Source organism: Photobacterium sp. WH77 (assembly GCF_022014395.1).
In the GTDB taxonomy this organism is placed as follows: Bacteria; Pseudomonadota; Gammaproteobacteria; order Enterobacterales; family Vibrionaceae; genus Photobacterium; species Photobacterium arenosum.
In genome coordinates, this window is record NZ_JAKLTE010000001.1 from 60,115 (window position 1) to 77,340 (window position 17,226).

Sequence of the window (17,226 nt, forward strand, 5' to 3'; positions counted from 1 at the left end):
TGCTGGTGGGAATGTCCATTGGCAGTCACATAGTACGAAAACACACTGGATTTCTTTAGGCTAAAGATAAGCCCTAACTATGTTATACCCGTCTGTACCACTGACACTGTTGGTCTGCTCCCTACCGCTGTCTTGCTGACGGCGACGAATGTTAAGCAAACCCGTTCGGTATGCTGGCGTAACCCGGTATGACTGCCCTTCTGCTGCTGCGGCACAGAAAGACAGCCCCAGCTCGCCATTATACCTGGCACACAAGGTCAGATGCTCCGGTACAGATGCAGGTATACGCAACCTGGAGACAAGAATATGGAAATGTTGTCCGGCGCTGATATGATCGTCCGTTCGATGATCGACCAAGGCGTGAAGCATATCTTCGGTTACCCTGGCGGTTCTGTTCTGGATATTTATGATGCGCTGCATGAAAAGAGCGACATCGAGCACGTATTAGTGCGCCATGAGCAAGCAGCTGTTCACATGGCTGACGGCTATGCCCGCGCTACGGGTGACGTCGGCGTTGTACTGGTGACATCCGGTCCGGGTGCAACCAACGCCATCACAGGTATTGCCACCGCGTATATGGATTCAATCCCTATGGTGGTACTGTCCGGTCAGGTTATGAGCCACCTGATTGGTAACGATGCTTTCCAGGAATGCGACATGGTCGGTATTTCCCGTCCGGTTGTTAAACACAGTTTTCTGGTGCAGCGAACAGAAGATATTCCGGCCATCATCAAAAAAGCCTTTTACATCGCAGCCAGCGGCCGTCCCGGACCTGTGGTTGTTGATATCCCCAAAGACATGCTGGATCCGTCAAAAGCCTATCCGTACCAGTACCCGGAAGCGATCAGCATGCGCTCGTACAATCCCACCCTGCAGGGCCACAAAGGTCAGATCAAGCGTGGCGTGAAAGCCTTGCTGGCCGCTAAGAAGCCGGTGCTGTACGTGGGTGGCGGTGTCATCATGTCGAACAGTGAGCAGCAAGTGCTGGCACTGGCAGAAAGCCTGAATATTCCTGTGGTCAGTACCCTGATGGGGCTGGGCGCTTTCCCCGGCACGCACCATAACAGCGTGGGTATGCTGGGTATGCATGGTACCTATGAAGCGAATATGACCATGCACAATGCTGATCTGATTTTTGGTATCGGCGTCCGGTTTGATGACCGTACCACCAATAATCTGGAAAAATACTGTCCGAACGCCACCATCATGCATATTGATATCGACCCGTCGTCGATTTCGAAGACAGTTAAAGCCGACATTCCGATCGTCGGCTCGGCAGATGCGGTGCTCAACAGCATGCTGAAACTGCTGGAAGAGCAGCAGGACAGCAACGATAAAGCCGCGATGGATGAATGGTGGAGCGAAATAGAATCCTGGCGGGCACGCAAGTGTCTGAGCTACCAAACTGACAGTGATCGCATCAAGCCTCAGCAAGTCATTGAAACGGTTTATAAATTAACCAATGGCGATGCTTACGTGGCATCGGATGTGGGTCAGCACCAGATGTTTGCGGCCCTGTATTATCCGTTCGACAAGCCGCGGCGCTGGTTAAACTCCGGTGGTCTGGGCACCATGGGCTTTGGCCTGCCGGCGGCGATGGGCGTGAAGTTCGCCTTTCCTGATGCGGAAGTTCTCTGCGTGACCGGTGACGGCAGTATTCAGATGAATATCCAGGAATTGTCGACCGCCCTCCAGTACGACATTCCGGTGAAAATCATTAACCTGAATAACCGTTTTCTGGGCATGGTAAAACAATGGCAGGACATGATTTATCAGGGCCGCCACTCGCACTCCTACATGGATTCAGTGCCTGATTTTGCCGCTATTGCAGAAGCTTATGGCCATGTCGGTATCCGAATTTCGGATCCGGCGAAGCTGGAAAGTGAGCTGGAACGCGCTTTAGCAATGAAAGATAAGTTAGTCTTTGTCGATATCAGCGTGGATGAAACAGAGCACGTTTACCCAATGCTGATCCGAGGCGGATCCATGAGTGAAATGTGGCTGAGTAAAACGGAGAGAACCTAATGCGCAGGATTGTATCAGTATTATTAGAAAACGAACCAGGTGCACTTTCACGCGTGGTGGGGCTGTTCTCCCAGCGTGGTTACAACATTGAATCTTTGACTGTGGCACCGACGGATGACCCGACGTTGTCGCGGCTGAACATCACCACCAGTGTGGAAGATGCGGCGCTGGAGCAGATCGAGAAGCACTTGCACAAGCTGATCGATATTCTGAAAGTCAGTAATGTGACCGACTCTGAACATGTTGAGCGTGAACTGATGCTGGTGAAAGTTAAAGCCAGCGGTTATGCCCGTGCCGAAGTGAAGCGGACATCAGATATTTTCCGTGGTCAGATTGTGGATGTTACCAGCCAGATTTATACCGTTCAGCTGGCCGGCACCAGTGACAAACTGGATGCGTTTTTGGACGCGGTCAGCGAAGCGACTGAAATCATTGAAGTTGCCCGCAGCGGCGTGGTCGGCATTGCCCGCGGTGAGCGTTCACTGAAAGCCTGATCCTTCCAGCAAAATACCTTCCTTTTCAAGCCCGCCAGGCAATACCTGGCGGGCTTTTTCGTAGTGGCCTTTTTTGTCGACATTAGACTAAAGTCTAATAAGGAGTGCGGAGACATTTTCGGTTGACCGTGTGGCTGTGCCATTGGATTTCAGATGTTTTCAATTTGGCAGACAGCATGCGTGGAGGGCAGGTCGATGTTCAATACCGTTTTAGTTCGTTGTATGGCATTGTTGCTGTGTTGGCTCGGCTTTCACGTCAGTGCCTTGTATTTCCTGCTGGCTGTCTTGTTACTGAATACGCATCACAAGGAAATCTTTGGCTGGTGAACCTTTTGCCGGGTAACGCGAAACAGTCGGGCAGATAAACAAAACGGGAGCCGAAGCTCCCGTTTTCTATGCGCCTTGCTATATGCAGCAATTGCCGTGACGGCTGAAATTACAGTACGTGTACCGAGGCAGTGTTAGTCGTGCCTGAAGGTACCAGCGCACCAGAGACCATGACCACGATATCGCCTTTTGCACCCAGGCCAGACTCCAGCGCCAGCGCTTTACCGCGTGCGTAGAAGGCATCAGTGCTTTCGATGGCATCGACAACCACTGGCGTGACGCCTTTAGTCAGGCACAGCTGAGCGGCGGTTTTGGTGTTAGTGGTGATAGCCAGAATGTTGGCTGTCGGGAAGTACTTACGCACAGAGCGGGCAGACTTACCGGCTTCGGTCGCTACAACAATCAGCGGTGCATTCAGTTTCTCGGATGTGTCTACCGCACCTTTACAGACGGCTTCAGTAATACGCAGGCGAGGGCTGTCCAGGCGCGCACTCAGTGACGCACGCATTGCTGAGTCGGTACGGGCACAGATTTGCGCCATGATGGTCACGGCTTCAATCGGGTATTTACCTTTCGCGGACTCTCCAGACAACATCACGGCATCCGTACCGTCCATGATGGCGTTGGCAACGTCACCGGCTTCCGCACGGGTCGGACGCGGGTTCTTGATCATAGAATCCAGCATCTGAGTGGCAGTGATGACCACTTTACGGGCGCGGTTACATTTCTCGATCATCATCTTCTGTGCGAAGATCACTTCTTCAACCGGGATTTCGACACCCAGGTCGCCACGGGCAACCATGATGCCGTCAGAAGCTTCCAGAATTGCGTCGAAGTTATCAACACCTTCCTGGTTTTCGATTTTAGAGATGATCTGGATCTTCTCGCCGCCGTTGGCGTTCAGCAGTTCGCGGATTTCATTAACGTCTTCTGCTTTACGGATGAAAGAAGCGGCAACGAAGTCAACGCCTTGCTCACAACCGAATTTCAGGTCGGCTTTGTCTTTCTCAGCCAGTGCCGGCAGTTTGACAGACACGCCAGGCAGGTTCACACCTTTGTTTTCGCCCAGATCGCCGTTGTTCAGTACACGGCATTTCACTTCTGTGTCGGTCGTCGCCAGCACTTCCATTTCGATCAGGCCATCGTCAACCAGGATAGTGTCGCCTGCGCTCAGATCGTTGGCAAAACCAGGGTAAGTCACGGCCACGCGGTCTTGGTTACCGACAACTGTGATATCAGTGGTGAAAGTAAAGTCCTGACCAGCTGTCAGTGAAACGTCTGCGCCGCCTTCCAGTTTGATGGTGCGGATTTCAGGCCCTTTGGTATCCAGCAAAATGGCTACAGGTTGACCGGTTTGCGCCATGACTTCACGAACGTTCTGGATACGCTGACCGTGCTCGGCGAAATCGCCGTGCGAGAAGTTCAGACGCATAACGTTCATACCGGCGTTAACCAGTTTGGTCAGCATTTCAACAGATTCTGTCTTAGGACCAATCGTGCAGACGATTTTGGTTTTTTTCATTGAGAATATTCTCCGAGAACTTGAAGGAAACTTCTGGCGCTTTATACCTCAAAGGGGTGATCTGTTGATGTTGATTCATAGCTACAAAATGAGATCATGATCGTGTTTTTATCAACAAAGTCCTGAAAGGTATCACTGAGCCATACAAATTGTTTGGCAACATTACTTGCTTTATAAAAGCAGTTGCATTGCTTTGATAAAGCTGACGAAAAGGCTTACAGACTGACTGAATCGTCGACACAAGGGCTGTGGAGATCCGCTGCCAGTGCCACAAAGTGGCTGAATTAACAAGGTCGTAAGTATAGCAGAGTTTCTTTTCCTTACCAGCATGTGAGTTGTGTCAACTTTTTGACCCGACCAGATATCTATGCGTCTGATTCCTCGATAAAAGCCACAGACGATAAGGCATTGATCCACTCATCAGCAGGATTGGGGGCTCACCCGGCCGAAAAAAGATTTTTATCAAATAACCAATTCTGTTGAAGAGAGATTGCTGTTTCATGACAGGCGCTGAATTTTATGAGGTTTTGGCCTGCTTACCATGCTGTGGAGCAAATATCTGCTGAAAAAGCGCCGCCAGAGCAACCCGTTAAACCACAGCCTGACAAAACCGTGAAAGCCGCTGAACCGACCGCGGCAGCACAACAGGCGGCGGCAACAGCGGCCAGTGCGCCAACAGGCGTGAAAGCCCAAGAGAAAGTCGAGGCGATCACAGCGCCTATGCATGGTCAGATCAGGCGCTGGTTAAACGGGCCGAGCCTCTGCCCAGGCCGCCGTCCGGTATGGCGGGTGAGCGCTTGACCTTTACCGTCCCGATCAGCTTTCGGCGCTCAGGGCAAGTCGGAGGGGCGCTCGTTCGTGAAGACTACAGCCAGCCGCTCTCGCAATAGACGAGATGGGCTTTGGGCTCAGCTGACAGTACGATAGAACGGCCTTGTAAAGCCTGTTGATAGTGTTGCTGCCGCTGTTCGTCTTCAGGTTGCCATTGCTCGGGAAAATCTGACTGAAACTGTGCCAGAGTGGTTAACGCCCGCTCGGGGTGGCCCAGTTCATAATGGGCCCGGGCGGTGTAAATTGCTTCAAGTCGGGTGATCGGCGTGACACTGCTCAATGCAATCACGGCAGCATAGTTGCCCTGTTCTAAATGAATCCGCATTTTGCTGTAGCGGATATAGCTCTGGGTCAGCGGGAGGTTCAGCGATTGTGCCAGGTGTCCGGCACGATCAAGATGTTCCATTGCCAACGATATCTGGTGTTGATCGGTTGCGATCCAGCCTTGAAATAAAGCGATATTGGCTTGCAGAAGAGGAGATACCCCTTTTGTCAGCAGTTGTGAAAAAGCTCTCTCAGCGCGTGCCAGTTGTTGGGGTTGTTGCCCGTGTTTGCCCAGCCACTGCAGATCCAACCCTTGATCCATGGTGGCAAAGGCCTGGTAGAACTCACTGTCGAGGAGCAAGCGTCGCGCACCGAGCTGTTCAGCCAAAGCCCTGGCTTCAGTGAAAAAAGTGTCCGCAGCTCGGCCCTGATGGGACTGCATTAAATAAAATCCCTGATAAATCAATGCCAGCGCCAGCTCATAAGGCTGGCCGAGATCACGGTACATTGCGATGGCTTCGCTCAAGGAAGATTCGCGGATCGGTGGCTCAATCTGATCATTTTGTGCGATGGCCAGTAATGTTGCAGCCTGACGTGGTTGATCAGCAAGCTGACGATAAAAATTCAGTGCCTTAAACAGGCGCTCTTTATTGGCCGCAAGGTCATTGTCTGGGCTTCTTTCCAGCCCGACGCTGGCGGGACGGCCGAGGTAAAACTGTTGATCGGCATCCTGACGCAGTGCCTGTCCTTTTCCTAACAGTGCAGTGATGTGTTGCGTGAGCTGGTTATGGGTTTCCCAGTCCATCTCATTCCACGCCAGTTGCGCCTGTAGCTGGTAAGCCATGATGCGCATCTGTGGATCACTCGACTGATCTGCGGCACGAACAGCCTCATCAGTCAAAGTGGCAGCATCCGAATCGCCCTGTCGGTAACTCAGTTCAGCCAGCCAGTAGCGCTGCGCCGCATACAAAGCCGGTTCCTTACGCACCAGTGCTTCCGGCAGGGCCTGAAGCCGAAGCGCTGCTTGCGGCCACTGCCCCAGCAGTACTTCCGTACCGGCCAGCTGGATCTGAGTCCACAGACTCTCGGGTTCCAGAATATGCGCCGCTTCGAAGTATTTCCTGGCCGCCTGAGCGCCTTGTGTTTGCAGCAATGATCGCCCTTGTGCCAGTGTCTGTACGGCAATCGCCGGAGCCTGTTGAGGTTCGGGCCGTATGTCGCCGGGGCTGAGCAGTCGGTTTAGCTGGTGACTGACTGAATGCATGGCTGATGCCAGTTGCGGATAGCTCATACTGCCTTGCTGAGTCCGGCCGTCCGCATAAATCACCTGAAATGTCAGCACCTGCTGCTTATTGTGCAGGCGGACGCTGGCAAACAATGCTGCCTCGTAGCCCCGCTGTTTGAGCAGCGTGCGTATCTGAGCCGGAAGTGCAGGCCAGCTGAGCTCCGCATCCAGAAGCCAGGCTTTAGCAAGGGCCGGCGGAATCACGCTCAGTGGTCCGTTTTGATTCAATTGCACTGACAGCATATCGGCCAGCCCGAGCTGAACCCAGTCGTACTCGGCTTTGCCTGTGTCATTGATCATGGGAAACACGACCAGCCCGGTGCTGCGATGGGCGTTGAGTGGCGGCGGGTTATGAGCCGTCAGAAATACCGGGCGTTGCATCAGCCACAATCCGGAAATGAGAACCAGTAAAGTGAACAGGCCTGAGAGCAGAACGGGTCTGGATATCTGGCGGGTTCGTTTTTCAGGCCGCGCTTCCTGTCGTGTGGGTGATGGTACGTCCTGACACCTCGGTTCGCTGATTGGACAGATCCACTGATATCCCCGCTGAGGATAGGTCCGGATGAATTGCGGGTTCTGGGCACTGTCACCCAACGCTTTTCTCAGCTCACGAATACTTTGTGTGAGGGAATTTTCCCGGTATTCGCTGTGCTCCCAGAGAGCGTCCAACAGGGTGTCTTTGCTGATGAGCTGATCCGGATGGGTCAGTAAATAGGTCAGTAACTGTGACACTTTATGGCGCAGGTGGATGTCGGTTTGACCTGCGGACGTCTGCTGGCACAACTGTCCTGTTTCGGGATCAAACGTAAAGGCAGCAAACTGAAAGCAGGCCATAAATTGTCCGGTTGAGTGTTGATTTCTGATGCTTCATTTTACGGACAAACAACTTGAAATCAATCTGATAGTGGAAAGTGCTCAAGCTTTAAGTTATTGATTATTTTTGTTTTATATTGATTTCATTTAGATTTTACCGCCATTTTAGGCCGATTTGAGAACTCAAACTGAGTTGTTCGATATAACCGTTGCATCTTTATTAACAAAGGATGCGACCTTCTATGGAAACCGCTATTCAGACCGCGCTTTTCAATCAGCAATTCGGGCTGTGGATTGTTGGCGCAGTATTTCTTACCGGGCTGCTGACCAGCCTGACTCCTTGCGTATATCCCATGCTGCCTATCACTGTCTCTGTGGTTGGCAGCTATGCCAAAGGACGTTGGCAGTCCTTCGGCCTTTCCGTGAGTTATGTGATTGGCCTTGCTGTGATTTACGCCTTGCTGGGGGTTCTGGCGGCGACGACCGGGCAACTGTTTGGTGTTGTGGCCAGCCACCCGATCACCCTGATGCTGGTGGGGGTGTTTTGTTTCGCCATGGCCGCCTGGATGCTCGGCTGGCTTCAGTTACCGGGCCTCTCGCTGGGTCTGCCTCTGCCTCAGTTTGTCCGTCAGCCCGTGATTGCCACATTTTTGGCCGGTGCCTGTTCAGGGCTGGTAATGGCGCCCTGTACTTCTCCGGTGTTGGGCATGCTGCTGATGTACGTCGCCTCCTCCGGTAATGCGTATTGGGCCGCTTTGCTGATGTTTGTGTTTGCGCTCGGAATGAGCGCGCTGCTGGTGCTGGCTGGCACTTTCGGTGGCCTGCTGACGTCGCTGCCGCGTTCCGGTCAGTGGATGAACCGGGTGAAATGGCTGATGGCCGCTCTGATGGCCAGCGCCGGCACCTTCTTTTTCTTTCAGGTAATGTAAACGGAGATGATATGAAAGCTTCTGTGTTAATCAACAAAGGGTGGCAAGCCATGGTACTGGCAGTTGCCGTGTCAATGTCTGCAGTCCAGGCCGCGGAGACGGATCAGACCGCACCGCTGTTTGAGGCTAAAACTCTGTCTGGCCAAGCATTCGATTTATCGGATTACCTTGGCAAACAACCTGTCTATCTCAAATTCTGGGCGACCTGGTGCAGCTTCTGCAAAGCTGAGATGCCGCATCTGAATGCTATTGAGCAGCAATTTGGTGATGAGATTAAAGTGATGTCGATCAATGTTGGTTTCAATGATTCGGTGGCAAATATTCAGCAGTTTTTCAGTCAGGAAGGGTATGACATTCCGGCCATCTTTGATGCCAACGGGGAGATCACCCAGAAGTATCAGGTGGTGGGCACCCCGCACCATATTCTGATCGACAAAGACGGAAAAGTGGCCTACCGCACTTTTCTGGCCACTGACCAGCTGGATCAGATCATCGAGCAATGGGCTCAGCACTGAAGTGTTCTACGAACGAAAATGAGAGGATGAACGCATGAAACGATCGGGTTTTTTATACACATTTTCTGTGCTGGCCTGCCTGCTGACACCGGCGGTGACTCAGGCTGAATCAGGCGTGGCATTACTGGAGCGGCAACAAACCCTGTCCGGCCAGCCGATAGATTTGTCTGATGAGACACGAACCCATCTGGTGTTTCTGGATATCTGGACCAGCTATGCCGGTGGGGGGACGGAGGCTTTTGTTGAACAGCTGCCAGCATCATTCCGGCAATCGACACATCAAATCTGGATCCAGCCGGAATTTAATGTGACGCGTGCGCAATTACAGGAATTTCAGAGCTATTACCCGCAAGTTGCACCGCTGGTGCTCGACCATCAGCAGGCGCTGCTCAAGCAGTTCGGCTTCTGGCAAACCCCGGCACATGTGCTGATTGAGCACGGAAAAGTCGTGTTTTCGGGCGGGAATGACGCCCTGTTGGCTTACCTGAATCCAGCGGCCAAGGCTGAAGCGCCCCCGGCGCGGGATGCAGAAACCTACGCCTGGAAAGCGGTCCAGCCACCAGCTGAATCAGAAAGTATGACGCGTAAACAGCCTGCGTCTTATGTGGTGCCGAAGATAGGTGCTGAAGCGCCCCGGTTTGAGCGCCAGACTTTATCTGATCAGACGGTGTCGCTGGCGGGATTGCTGGCGCAAAACAAAGGCAAGCAATCTGTGTCTCTGGTCTTTGTTGATGCCCTGTGCCCGATGCCGCACTTCCCGGATTGTGAGGACAAGCTGGCACAGTGGCAGCAGCAGGTCGAGTCGGATCAATCACGCCAGTGGGTTGGCGTGATCAGCGGGTATTACATTGATGCCGGCATCGCAGCAGGCTTTGCGGAAAAATTTGGACTGACGGCCCCGCTGATCTTTGATACGGACAATGCACTGTACAAAGCGTATGGCGTACATGCCACGCCCTATCAGGTCGATGTCGGGCCGCAAGGGCGCATTCAGTACCGCGGCGACCAGATACGTTGATCCCGGAGAGATTGTCCGTCATGGCTGGCTGTGGAACAGTGCAGCCAGGCGGGCAACCCGCGGTTCGATGTCTGCGGGAGCCACATTGCCAAAGCCGAGCACTGCTCCGTGCCAGTCTCTGGCCTGGTGCTGCTGGTGTTCGTAATAACTCAGCGGCCGCAGCACTATGCTGGCGGCCGCTGCTTGCTCCGCCCAGTCATGCTCATTGATCCCGCCCTGCCACCTGAGCGTAATGTGCAGTCCGGCAGGCTGGCTGATCACTTCAACCTGATCCCCGAAAAATCGGCTGATGGCATCCAGCATCAAGCGATGCTTTTCTTTGTACAGCCGACGCATTTTTCGGATATGGCGCAGCAGATCTCCTTCCTGAATGAAATCGGCCAGTGCGGCCTGAATGTGCGCCTGGGTGTCGCCGGTCAGGGCATCTTTGATCATCAGACAAGGTGATACCAGCGAGGGCGGCACCACCAGATAACCCAGCCGCAGGCTGTTGAACATCACCTTACTGAATGAGCCGGCATAGAGTATCTGATCATCACAGCCCATCTGGCCGGCCAGCCCCTGCAGACTGGTATAAGGGCGGTGGGCAAACTGAAATTCACTGTCGTAGTCATCTTCGATGATCCAGCGCTTGCCTTGTACAGCCCACTCAATCAGCTTCAGTCTTTGTTCTGTGTTCAGAGTCGTGCCCATCGGGTACTGATTACTGGGGGTTAAGTAGAGTGCCTCTGACTCACAGGCCAGCACGGATTCTACATCCAGCCCCTGATATGCCCGCACAGGAAGCGGTTGTAAGTGATAACCCTGCCAGTCGATGATCTTGCGCATCTGGGTGTAGCCCGGCTGCTCCATCAGTATCCGATCACCCCGGTTGAGTGTCGCCAGCAGGGCAAGAGACAGCGCCTGCTGTGCTCCGCTGGTAATGATGATTCGATCGGGATCACAATGAACCGAGCGACTGGAAGCCAGATAGTCAGACAGCGCCTGTCGCAGTACGGATAACCCTTGCAAATCCTGGTTACCCATCAGTGATTGCCGACCAGCGTGGCGCTGCAATAAGGTTTGCCATTTGGCCGCCGGAAATGCATCCAGATCCGGCACACCGGGCGCAAAAGGCGCATTCAGATGAAAGGTCTGCGCGGTGGCTGGCGGCTTGCTTTCGACTCGTGGTGATTGCGCCGTCAGATAGTGTTCCGGCAGCTCAACAGAGACATAAAATCCCGAGCCCAACCGGCTTTCGATATAGCCTTCCGCGACCAGTTGCTCATAAGCCGCCGTGACGGTATTGCGGCTCAGGGATAATTCATCAGCCAGTTTGCGCGTTGACGGTAATTTCCCGCCCATTGGCCACAAATTACCGACAATCTTTTCACGGATCGCGTGAAAAAGCCGATCCTGGCGCGTACCCGAACCACCAGTGATCGAAAGATCGCCGGTTTCTATGAGTGTGGGAGACAACAAAGCCACGTCCAGCTTACCTCTCAAAGCCCAATGATTATCAGAACCCTAACAGTTGCTCACTTGTCTTTCAGCAGATTGAGCAAACCGGGGTAGTTGAGATCCAGCTCTGCTTTGCGCAGTTTAGCTAAAGAGCAATTACCGCGGTCGACATGTGATATCAGACCGACGTCTTTCAGAATTTTAAAATGGTGAGACCTTGTTGCCTTGGATACGGTAAGTCCGAATGAGGTGCAATGCCGTTCCGCATTTTCTTCATCGTTTATCAGATCCACTATGATTTTCAGTCTGATGGGGTGAGCTAGAGCTTTGAGTATATCCAGCATGGATTCACGCTTAATGCTGCTGCTCTTTTCCTGTGTTGACACACTTATATTCCTCAGTCATTGGATATAAAACCATTGACATATCTGTCGGTCGCTCATAAGGTTCGATAATATTCGAACGTATGGCTTTAATGATACGTACGTTTTGTAGCAAACCATTGTAATGGTAACCGCGGGTGAAGTCATGGATGACGTTAATCTGCAAAGAAAAGTGTTAAAGAGTCAGCAATAGAAAGGATCAATATGAGTGAAGTCAGTTTATCGGACAAGAAATACATTTTGTTAGCTGTGCTGTTGGCGGTGTTTGTGGTGCCCAGTTCAATTTCAGGTACTGCTATCGCATTGCCCTATATCAGCTCCGACATGAATTCGGATGTTGCCAGCTTACAGTGGGTGGTGAATGCGTTTAACCTGACGTTTGCCTGCTTTACCCTGATGTGGGGGAAAATGTCAGATGTGATTGGCCGGAAACGCTCCTTTGTCACTGGCGCTTGTCTTTATGCGCTGGCGTCTGCCGGGTCGGCATGGGCAACGGATATTCTGTGGCTGGATATCTTCCGGGCCGTAGCCGGCGTGGGCGGTGCAGCCATTTTTTCCTGCGGCAGTGCGCTTTTCATTGATGTGTTTGACGGCAAGCAGCGCACTCAGGCGTTTGCTTTATTTGGTACAACGGCTGGTCTGGGGATCACTTTAGGTCCGACAATTTCCGGCATCTTGCTGGTGTTGTCAGGCTGGCAGGCGATCTTCATTCTGCATGCGGTGGTGTTGGCTTTCGTCCTGTGTCTCACGATTAAGCTGCCCGATACCAGAGTGGCAGGCAGGCCAGTCAGCGAGATTGATATAATCGGGGGCGGCCTGTTTATTAGTAGCATGTTTCTGCTGATGCTGACACTGTCAAAAGGCTATGACTGGGGCTGGAGCAGCACCCTCAGCCTGTTGTGTACCTCTGGTTCATTGTTGTTGTTCCTTGTGTTTGTCTGGCACATCAGAAGGGCGGAAAATCCAGTGCTTAGCTTGTCTCTGCTCAGTAATAACCGATTTATGGGGTACATTTTGGTGCCAGTGGTCGCTAGTTTTACCTTTGTCACCTTGTTGACCTACTTCCCCACTTATCTTACCGGCGCTATGCAGATGCCGGCATCTGCGGCAGGTTTGATGATGCTGTGTCTGACCCTTCCTGTGTTGTTGTTTCCTCTGATTGCGGGCCGTTTAGCGGCCAAGGGCGTCCCTTCTTCTTTTCTGATGTACCTGAGCCTTGTATGCATGCTGGCAGGTGCCGGCGGATTACTTCTTGGTATTGAAACGATGCAGACCGTTTGGGTGTTTGGTAGTTGCCTGTTTGTGGTGGGAACAGGCATGGGATTGTCAGCAGGACTGGTCGACGGAGAAGCATTAAGCTGTGTCGAGCCGGGTGATATTGGCATGGCGGCCGGGTTGCTCAACACTTTTCGTTTGGGCAGCGAGGCAATTGCTGTGGCCTTATACGGCTCTTTCATCAGCTCTGCGCTGACGACTCTGGTGGCTGAGCAACTGACTGACTTTACCCTTGCAGATCAGGGCGACTGGGTGACGGCCATGGCGTCCGGCAATGCATCCACTCTGATCGCTGAGTGGGCGGATGACAAAGCATCAATCCTGATGAACCAGGTGACTGAGATGCTCAAGATTGCATTTCTGACCACCAATGGCCTGCTGCTGACCATCGCTGCAGGTGTGTCGGTCGTGGCTGTGCTGAAGCTGCGAAGACGCCGAACAGTCAGGTCTGTTCAGGCATAACTGGTACTGTCATTTGGTTAAAACTGGCTCTGAAAATCATACCGGTTTGCCGGTATCTTTTCATGGTTATTTGAGTTGCAGTGGAATCAGGGACAGTTATGTTATCGACCAGCAAGAGAACCGACATTAAGAAAGGAGCCCACAAGGCGGTGTTTGAACAGGAAGCCTTGTATCAGATCATCGATGAAAGCCTGGTGGCGCATGTGGCGATACAGGAAGCACAGGGGCCAGTGGTGATCCCTATGCTGGCGTGGCGGGTGGGGGATATTGTCTATATTCATGGCGCCAACAACAGCCGTTTGCTGCGCAAGCTCAGGCAGGAGGTGCAAACCTGTTTAACCTTCACCCTGTTTGATGGCTGGGTGCTGGCGCGGTCGGCATTTAATCACAGCGCCCATTACCGCTCGGCTGTGGTGTTCGGCCAGTTTGAGGTGATTGAGGATAACGCTGAAAAAGACAGGGTGCTGAACCATTTTGTTGAGCAGATCGCCCCCGGACGGACGCAGGACATCCGGCTGAGTAATAGCAAGGAACTGGCAGCGACGACTGTGCTGCGGATGCCGCTTAACGAGGCCTCGGTGAAAATCAGCAATAAAGAAGTGGGCGACGATCCGGCGGATCTGGATTTGCCGGTCTGGGCGGGTTTTATCCCGTATCGTACTGTGGTTGGCCCGCTCAAAGCGACGGCGGGTTTGCCCGAAGCGATCCCGACGCCGGATTACCGCGCGGCCTACGGGAAGCGCTGGGAAAATTAAGCTAAGCCGCCCTCACAGCGAGAGGGCGGCTTTGATTACTCTTTCGCCTGTTGCTGATCGTCGTTTTCCTCTTCTTCCATGTTCCACGGCAGGATGCCGGGCGACACATGCAAGAAGTGCAGGTAGTTTTCGAACTGATCCAGGATGTCAGAAATAATGTCTTGCTGCTCATAGCCGTAAACATCGTAGGCCCGGCCACCGCGGCGCAGGAAGACTTCCGCCCGGTAATAATGCTCCGGATCTTCCGGGTTATGATCAGTTTCAGGGAAGGCAAAATCAGGCATAAGGTAGCCCCGCAGTCTGACTTCGTACAGAAATTCCAGTTTGCCTTCCTGATAGACCTCGAATTTGGCTCTGCCTTGCTCTTCATCGTAAATCACTTCGGCCACCCAGCCCTGCTGCTCAAGCTCCTGCTCTACTTTCTCCATGCTTGGGTAGACTGTCTTCTGAATAAAGCCTGAGACTTCTTGGCGTCCGGGGAAATCGACAATATTGGCCAGACGTTTTTTCCAGTATCCCGGTCCGGTTTTCCCGCCACTCTGTCGCGATCGGGATTGCACGTGCTGCTCCAGACTCTGGCTGTGGTGGCTTTCAATCACCAGCGCCCGCCACATGCCAACTGCCGCGATCAGCATGATGATTGCAAAGGGCAGCGCACTGACAATCGATGCTGTTTGCAGAGCACCAAGGCCGCCGGCCAGCAGCAGTACAGCGGCGACCAGCCCTTCCATCGAAGCCCAGAATACCCGTTGCCAGGCCGGTGTATGGGCAACGCCGCCAGAGGCCAGCGAGTCGATAACCAGCGAGCCGGAGTCTGACGAGGTGACGAAGAAAGTGATGATCAGCAGGACAGTAATAAAGGACACGATCGAAGTCAGTGGTAGCTGTTCCAGCAATTTAAACAGCGCAATGGCCTGATCAGCCTGCACGTCTTCAATTAGCTGGGTGTAGCCATCGACCATGATCATATGAAGCGCGGTATCGCCGAATACCGAGAACCACAGAAAAGTGAAAATGGTTGGGACAACCATCACCCCGACCACGAACTGGCGAATGGTGCGGCCGCGGCTGATTTTCGCCACGAACAGGCCGACGAAAGGCGCCCAGGCAATAGTCCAGCCGAAGATAAATAATGTCCAGTTACCAATCCAGTCGCTGGCGGTATAAGCCTGTAAATTAAATGTACGCTCGACAATATTACTCAGGTAACTGCCGGTGTTTTGCATGAAAGTATTGAGGATGAAGGTGGTAGGTCCGACGGCAAACACAAACAACATTAACGATATTGCCAGTACCATATTCAGGATCGACAGGCGCTTAACCCCTTTGTCCATGCCGGCGACCACAGAGAAAATCGCCAGTGCGGTGATCACCACAATCGCAATGATTTGTACTGTGGTATTCACAGGTATCGATGGCCAGAGATAATTCAGCCCGGCATTGATCTGTGCCACCGACAAGCCCAGCGTGGTCGCAATCCCGAACAGGGTGCCGAGGATGGCAAAGATATCCACGGTATGGCCAATCGGGCCGTGGATTTTTTCGCCGATGAGCGGATACAGCGTCGAACGCATCGATAGCGGCAGGCCATGACGAAAGGCGAAATAGGCCAGTGTCAGCCCGACCAGGCCGTAAATGGCCCAGATGTGAAACCCCCAGTGGAAAAAGGCAATTTGCATTGCCTGCCTGGCGGCATCCACTGTCATGGCCGGACCATCAGGCGGCGAGGCATAGTGCAGCACAGGCTCGGCGACGCCAAAGAACAGCAGGGCAATCCCGTAACCGGCCGAGAACAGCATGGCAAACCAGGCCGGAAAACTGTATTCCGGCTCGGCGTGGTCCGGACCGAGCTTGATCTCTCCCCATTTAGTCAGTGCGACGGCGACGACAAAAAACAGAAAGATGGCGACGGACAGCATATAGAACCAGCCAAAGCTCTGGGTAACGTAACTGAGGGTTTCCGAGAAAACTTTTCCGGCCAGAGTCGGATTACTGATGGTGCCTATCACCATGAGTAAGATGACCGCCACGGCGGGGATAAAGACGGGGATCAGGATTGTTGAACTGCGCTGCGTTTTTTCTTCTGACGGCTTATCTGCTGACATAGTCTCGCTCCACGATTCAAACCTTGCTCCCAAGTATGGCATACGCAACGGCATGCTTCAGAGTGAATTGTCCTGTTCAGACAAGACATTACCCGGCGGGTCCGATAATGAGACGGCTGCTGATTTAATCTGAGTGGAAAACATCCGCATTATGAGAGTAGTGCCTGACATTCGGGTGACCTCAAGGTACCGGCACCTGCACGGGCGAGTTTGAGATCATCCGGGTAGACCGATTTGGCTTTGGATCTTGAAGAGAGTACCGGATGCAAGAAAATAATATCGCGAACAATGATTTTTTATGGTCTAAGATCAAAAGCTTACTGGGAATGACTATTGCAACCATAGGTTGCTTTTTCTTTTGCCTGCAGGCATACCAGAACTTTTTAGCCTCCTTTCAATATACGTCAACCAGCACCAGCTACACCTATATTGCTATCTCCATCGGCTCGGGCCTGATCGCTATTCCCTTCTTTCTGGGCGCAGTGAAATCTTTGCTGGCTTTTCTGGGTCAGCGATAACAAAGGTTTGTGAAGCACCGCTAAACGCTGTTCCCAGTCCGTTCAGATCATGGCGGACTGGGATTTTTGAACTCTTGTCTTTTATCTGTCATCCAGTGTGTAACGACAGCGGCTTTTTCGTCTAACCCTCAAATAAACAACACACTTCTCACTCGCCAAGCACAAAAACGTCATCATGATGTGTAATACATCCGCTCACCCAGCCGGGCAGGCTTAAAGCCCGTATTGACCCCAAATCGCGTTCAACCTCTTGCTATGGCACATG

14 protein-coding genes and 1 pseudogene are annotated in these 17,226 nt (G+C 52.8%); 10 read left to right on the top strand and 5 right to left on the bottom strand.

What is annotated here, in order from left to right; all coding sequences use genetic code 11:
• Positions 1 to 306 precede the first annotated feature (306 nt).
• The 3 genes from L6J37_RS00280 to L6J37_RS21280 all read left to right on the top strand — a co-directional run bounded on the left by L6J37_RS00280 (position 307) and on the right by L6J37_RS21280 (position 2,846).
• Entirely contained in the window at positions 307 to 2,025 is a 1,719-nt protein-coding gene (locus L6J37_RS00280; protein ID WP_192015433.1) for an acetolactate synthase 3 large subunit, read from the top strand.
• Complete coding sequence (gene ilvN / locus L6J37_RS00285; protein WP_027251784.1) at positions 2,025 to 2,519, top strand: acetolactate synthase small subunit; 495 nt, start codon at positions 2,025 to 2,027, stop codon at positions 2,517 to 2,519. The genes L6J37_RS00280 and ilvN overlap by 1 nt, the downstream gene beginning before the upstream one ends.
• A 195-nt stretch (positions 2,520 to 2,714) precedes the next feature.
• Positions 2,715 to 2,846, top strand: coding sequence for a hypothetical protein (locus L6J37_RS21280; protein ID WP_269093314.1), 132 nt, complete (start codon positions 2,715 to 2,717; stop codon positions 2,844 to 2,846).
• A 109-nt stretch (positions 2,847 to 2,955) separates the two neighbouring features.
• Here the strand turns inward: L6J37_RS21280 and pykF are convergent, their stop codons facing one another.
• The gene (gene pykF, locus L6J37_RS00290; protein WP_192015434.1) at positions 2,956 to 4,368 is read right to left on the bottom strand and encodes a pyruvate kinase PykF; all 1,413 of its coding nucleotides are present in this window, start codon (positions 4,366 to 4,368) and stop codon (positions 2,956 to 2,958) included.
• A 519-nt stretch (positions 4,369 to 4,887) separates the two neighbouring features.
• Here pykF and L6J37_RS00295 point away from each other — a divergent pair.
• Complete coding sequence (locus L6J37_RS00295) at positions 4,888 to 5,169, top strand: hypothetical protein (RefSeq protein WP_237793744.1); 282 nt, start codon at positions 4,888 to 4,890, stop codon at positions 5,167 to 5,169.
• A gap of 64 nt (positions 5,170 to 5,233) precedes the next feature.
• Here L6J37_RS00295 and L6J37_RS00300 read toward each other — a convergent pair whose 3' ends face one another.
• Positions 5,234 to 7,582, bottom strand: a complete 2,349-nt coding sequence (locus tag L6J37_RS00300; RefSeq protein ID WP_237793745.1) for a winged helix-turn-helix domain-containing protein — start codon at positions 7,580 to 7,582, stop codon at positions 5,234 to 5,236.
• Positions 7,583 to 7,803: 221 nt separating this feature from the next.
• On the opposite strand from L6J37_RS00300, the gene L6J37_RS00305 reads away from it, so the two are divergent.
• From L6J37_RS00305 to L6J37_RS00315, 3 genes are read left to right on the top strand one after another with little or no spacing between them, the layout of a single operon-like run.
• A complete protein-coding gene (locus L6J37_RS00305) occupies positions 7,804 to 8,490 on the top strand; it encodes a cytochrome c biogenesis protein CcdA (protein ID WP_237793746.1) in 687 nt (228 codons plus the stop codon).
• 11 nt (positions 8,491 to 8,501) lie between these two features.
• Positions 8,502 to 9,005: a TlpA family protein disulfide reductase gene (locus L6J37_RS00310; protein ID WP_237793747.1), complete on the top strand. Its 504-nt coding sequence runs from the start codon at positions 8,502 to 8,504 to the stop codon at positions 9,003 to 9,005.
• Positions 9,006 to 9,039: 34 nt separating this feature from the next.
• Positions 9,040 to 10,023: a peroxiredoxin family protein gene (locus L6J37_RS00315; RefSeq protein WP_237793748.1), complete on the top strand. Its 984-nt coding sequence runs from the start codon at positions 9,040 to 9,042 to the stop codon at positions 10,021 to 10,023.
• An 18-nt stretch (positions 10,024 to 10,041) separates the two neighbouring features.
• On the opposite strand, the gene pdxR is transcribed toward L6J37_RS00315, so the two are convergent.
• Positions 10,042 to 11,496 (bottom strand): MocR-like pyridoxine biosynthesis transcription factor PdxR, encoded by a 1,455-nt coding sequence (gene pdxR, locus L6J37_RS00320; RefSeq protein ID WP_442956997.1) that lies wholly within the window; start codon positions 11,494 to 11,496, stop codon positions 10,042 to 10,044.
• A 44-nt stretch (positions 11,497 to 11,540) separates the two neighbouring features.
• Positions 11,541 to 11,849 (bottom strand): helix-turn-helix domain-containing protein, encoded by a 309-nt coding sequence (locus tag L6J37_RS00325; protein WP_237793750.1) that lies wholly within the window; start codon positions 11,847 to 11,849, stop codon positions 11,541 to 11,543.
• 174 nt (positions 11,850 to 12,023) lie between these two features.
• Here L6J37_RS00325 and L6J37_RS00330 point away from each other — a divergent pair.
• Both L6J37_RS00330 and L6J37_RS00335 read left to right on the top strand, forming a co-directional pair.
• Positions 12,024 to 13,583: pseudogene (locus L6J37_RS00330) on the top strand (MFS transporter); the annotation flags it as partial.
• 98 nt (positions 13,584 to 13,681) lie between these two features.
• Entirely contained in the window at positions 13,682 to 14,338 is a 657-nt protein-coding gene (locus L6J37_RS00335; protein WP_237793753.1) for a pyridoxamine 5'-phosphate oxidase family protein, read from the top strand.
• A gap of 35 nt (positions 14,339 to 14,373) precedes the next feature.
• Here the strand turns inward: L6J37_RS00335 and L6J37_RS00340 are convergent, their stop codons facing one another.
• Positions 14,374 to 16,443 carry a BCCT family transporter gene (locus L6J37_RS00340; RefSeq protein WP_237793754.1) on the bottom strand — a complete coding sequence of 690 codons (2,070 nt, stop codon included), beginning with the start codon at positions 16,441 to 16,443 and terminating at the stop codon, positions 14,374 to 14,376.
• A gap of 263 nt (positions 16,444 to 16,706) precedes the next feature.
• Here L6J37_RS00340 and L6J37_RS00345 point away from each other — a divergent pair, with 263 nt between their 5' ends.
• Positions 16,707 to 16,961, top strand: a complete 255-nt coding sequence (locus L6J37_RS00345; protein ID WP_192015443.1) for a hypothetical protein — start codon at positions 16,707 to 16,709, stop codon at positions 16,959 to 16,961.
• Positions 16,962 to 17,226: the final 265 nt, after the last annotated feature.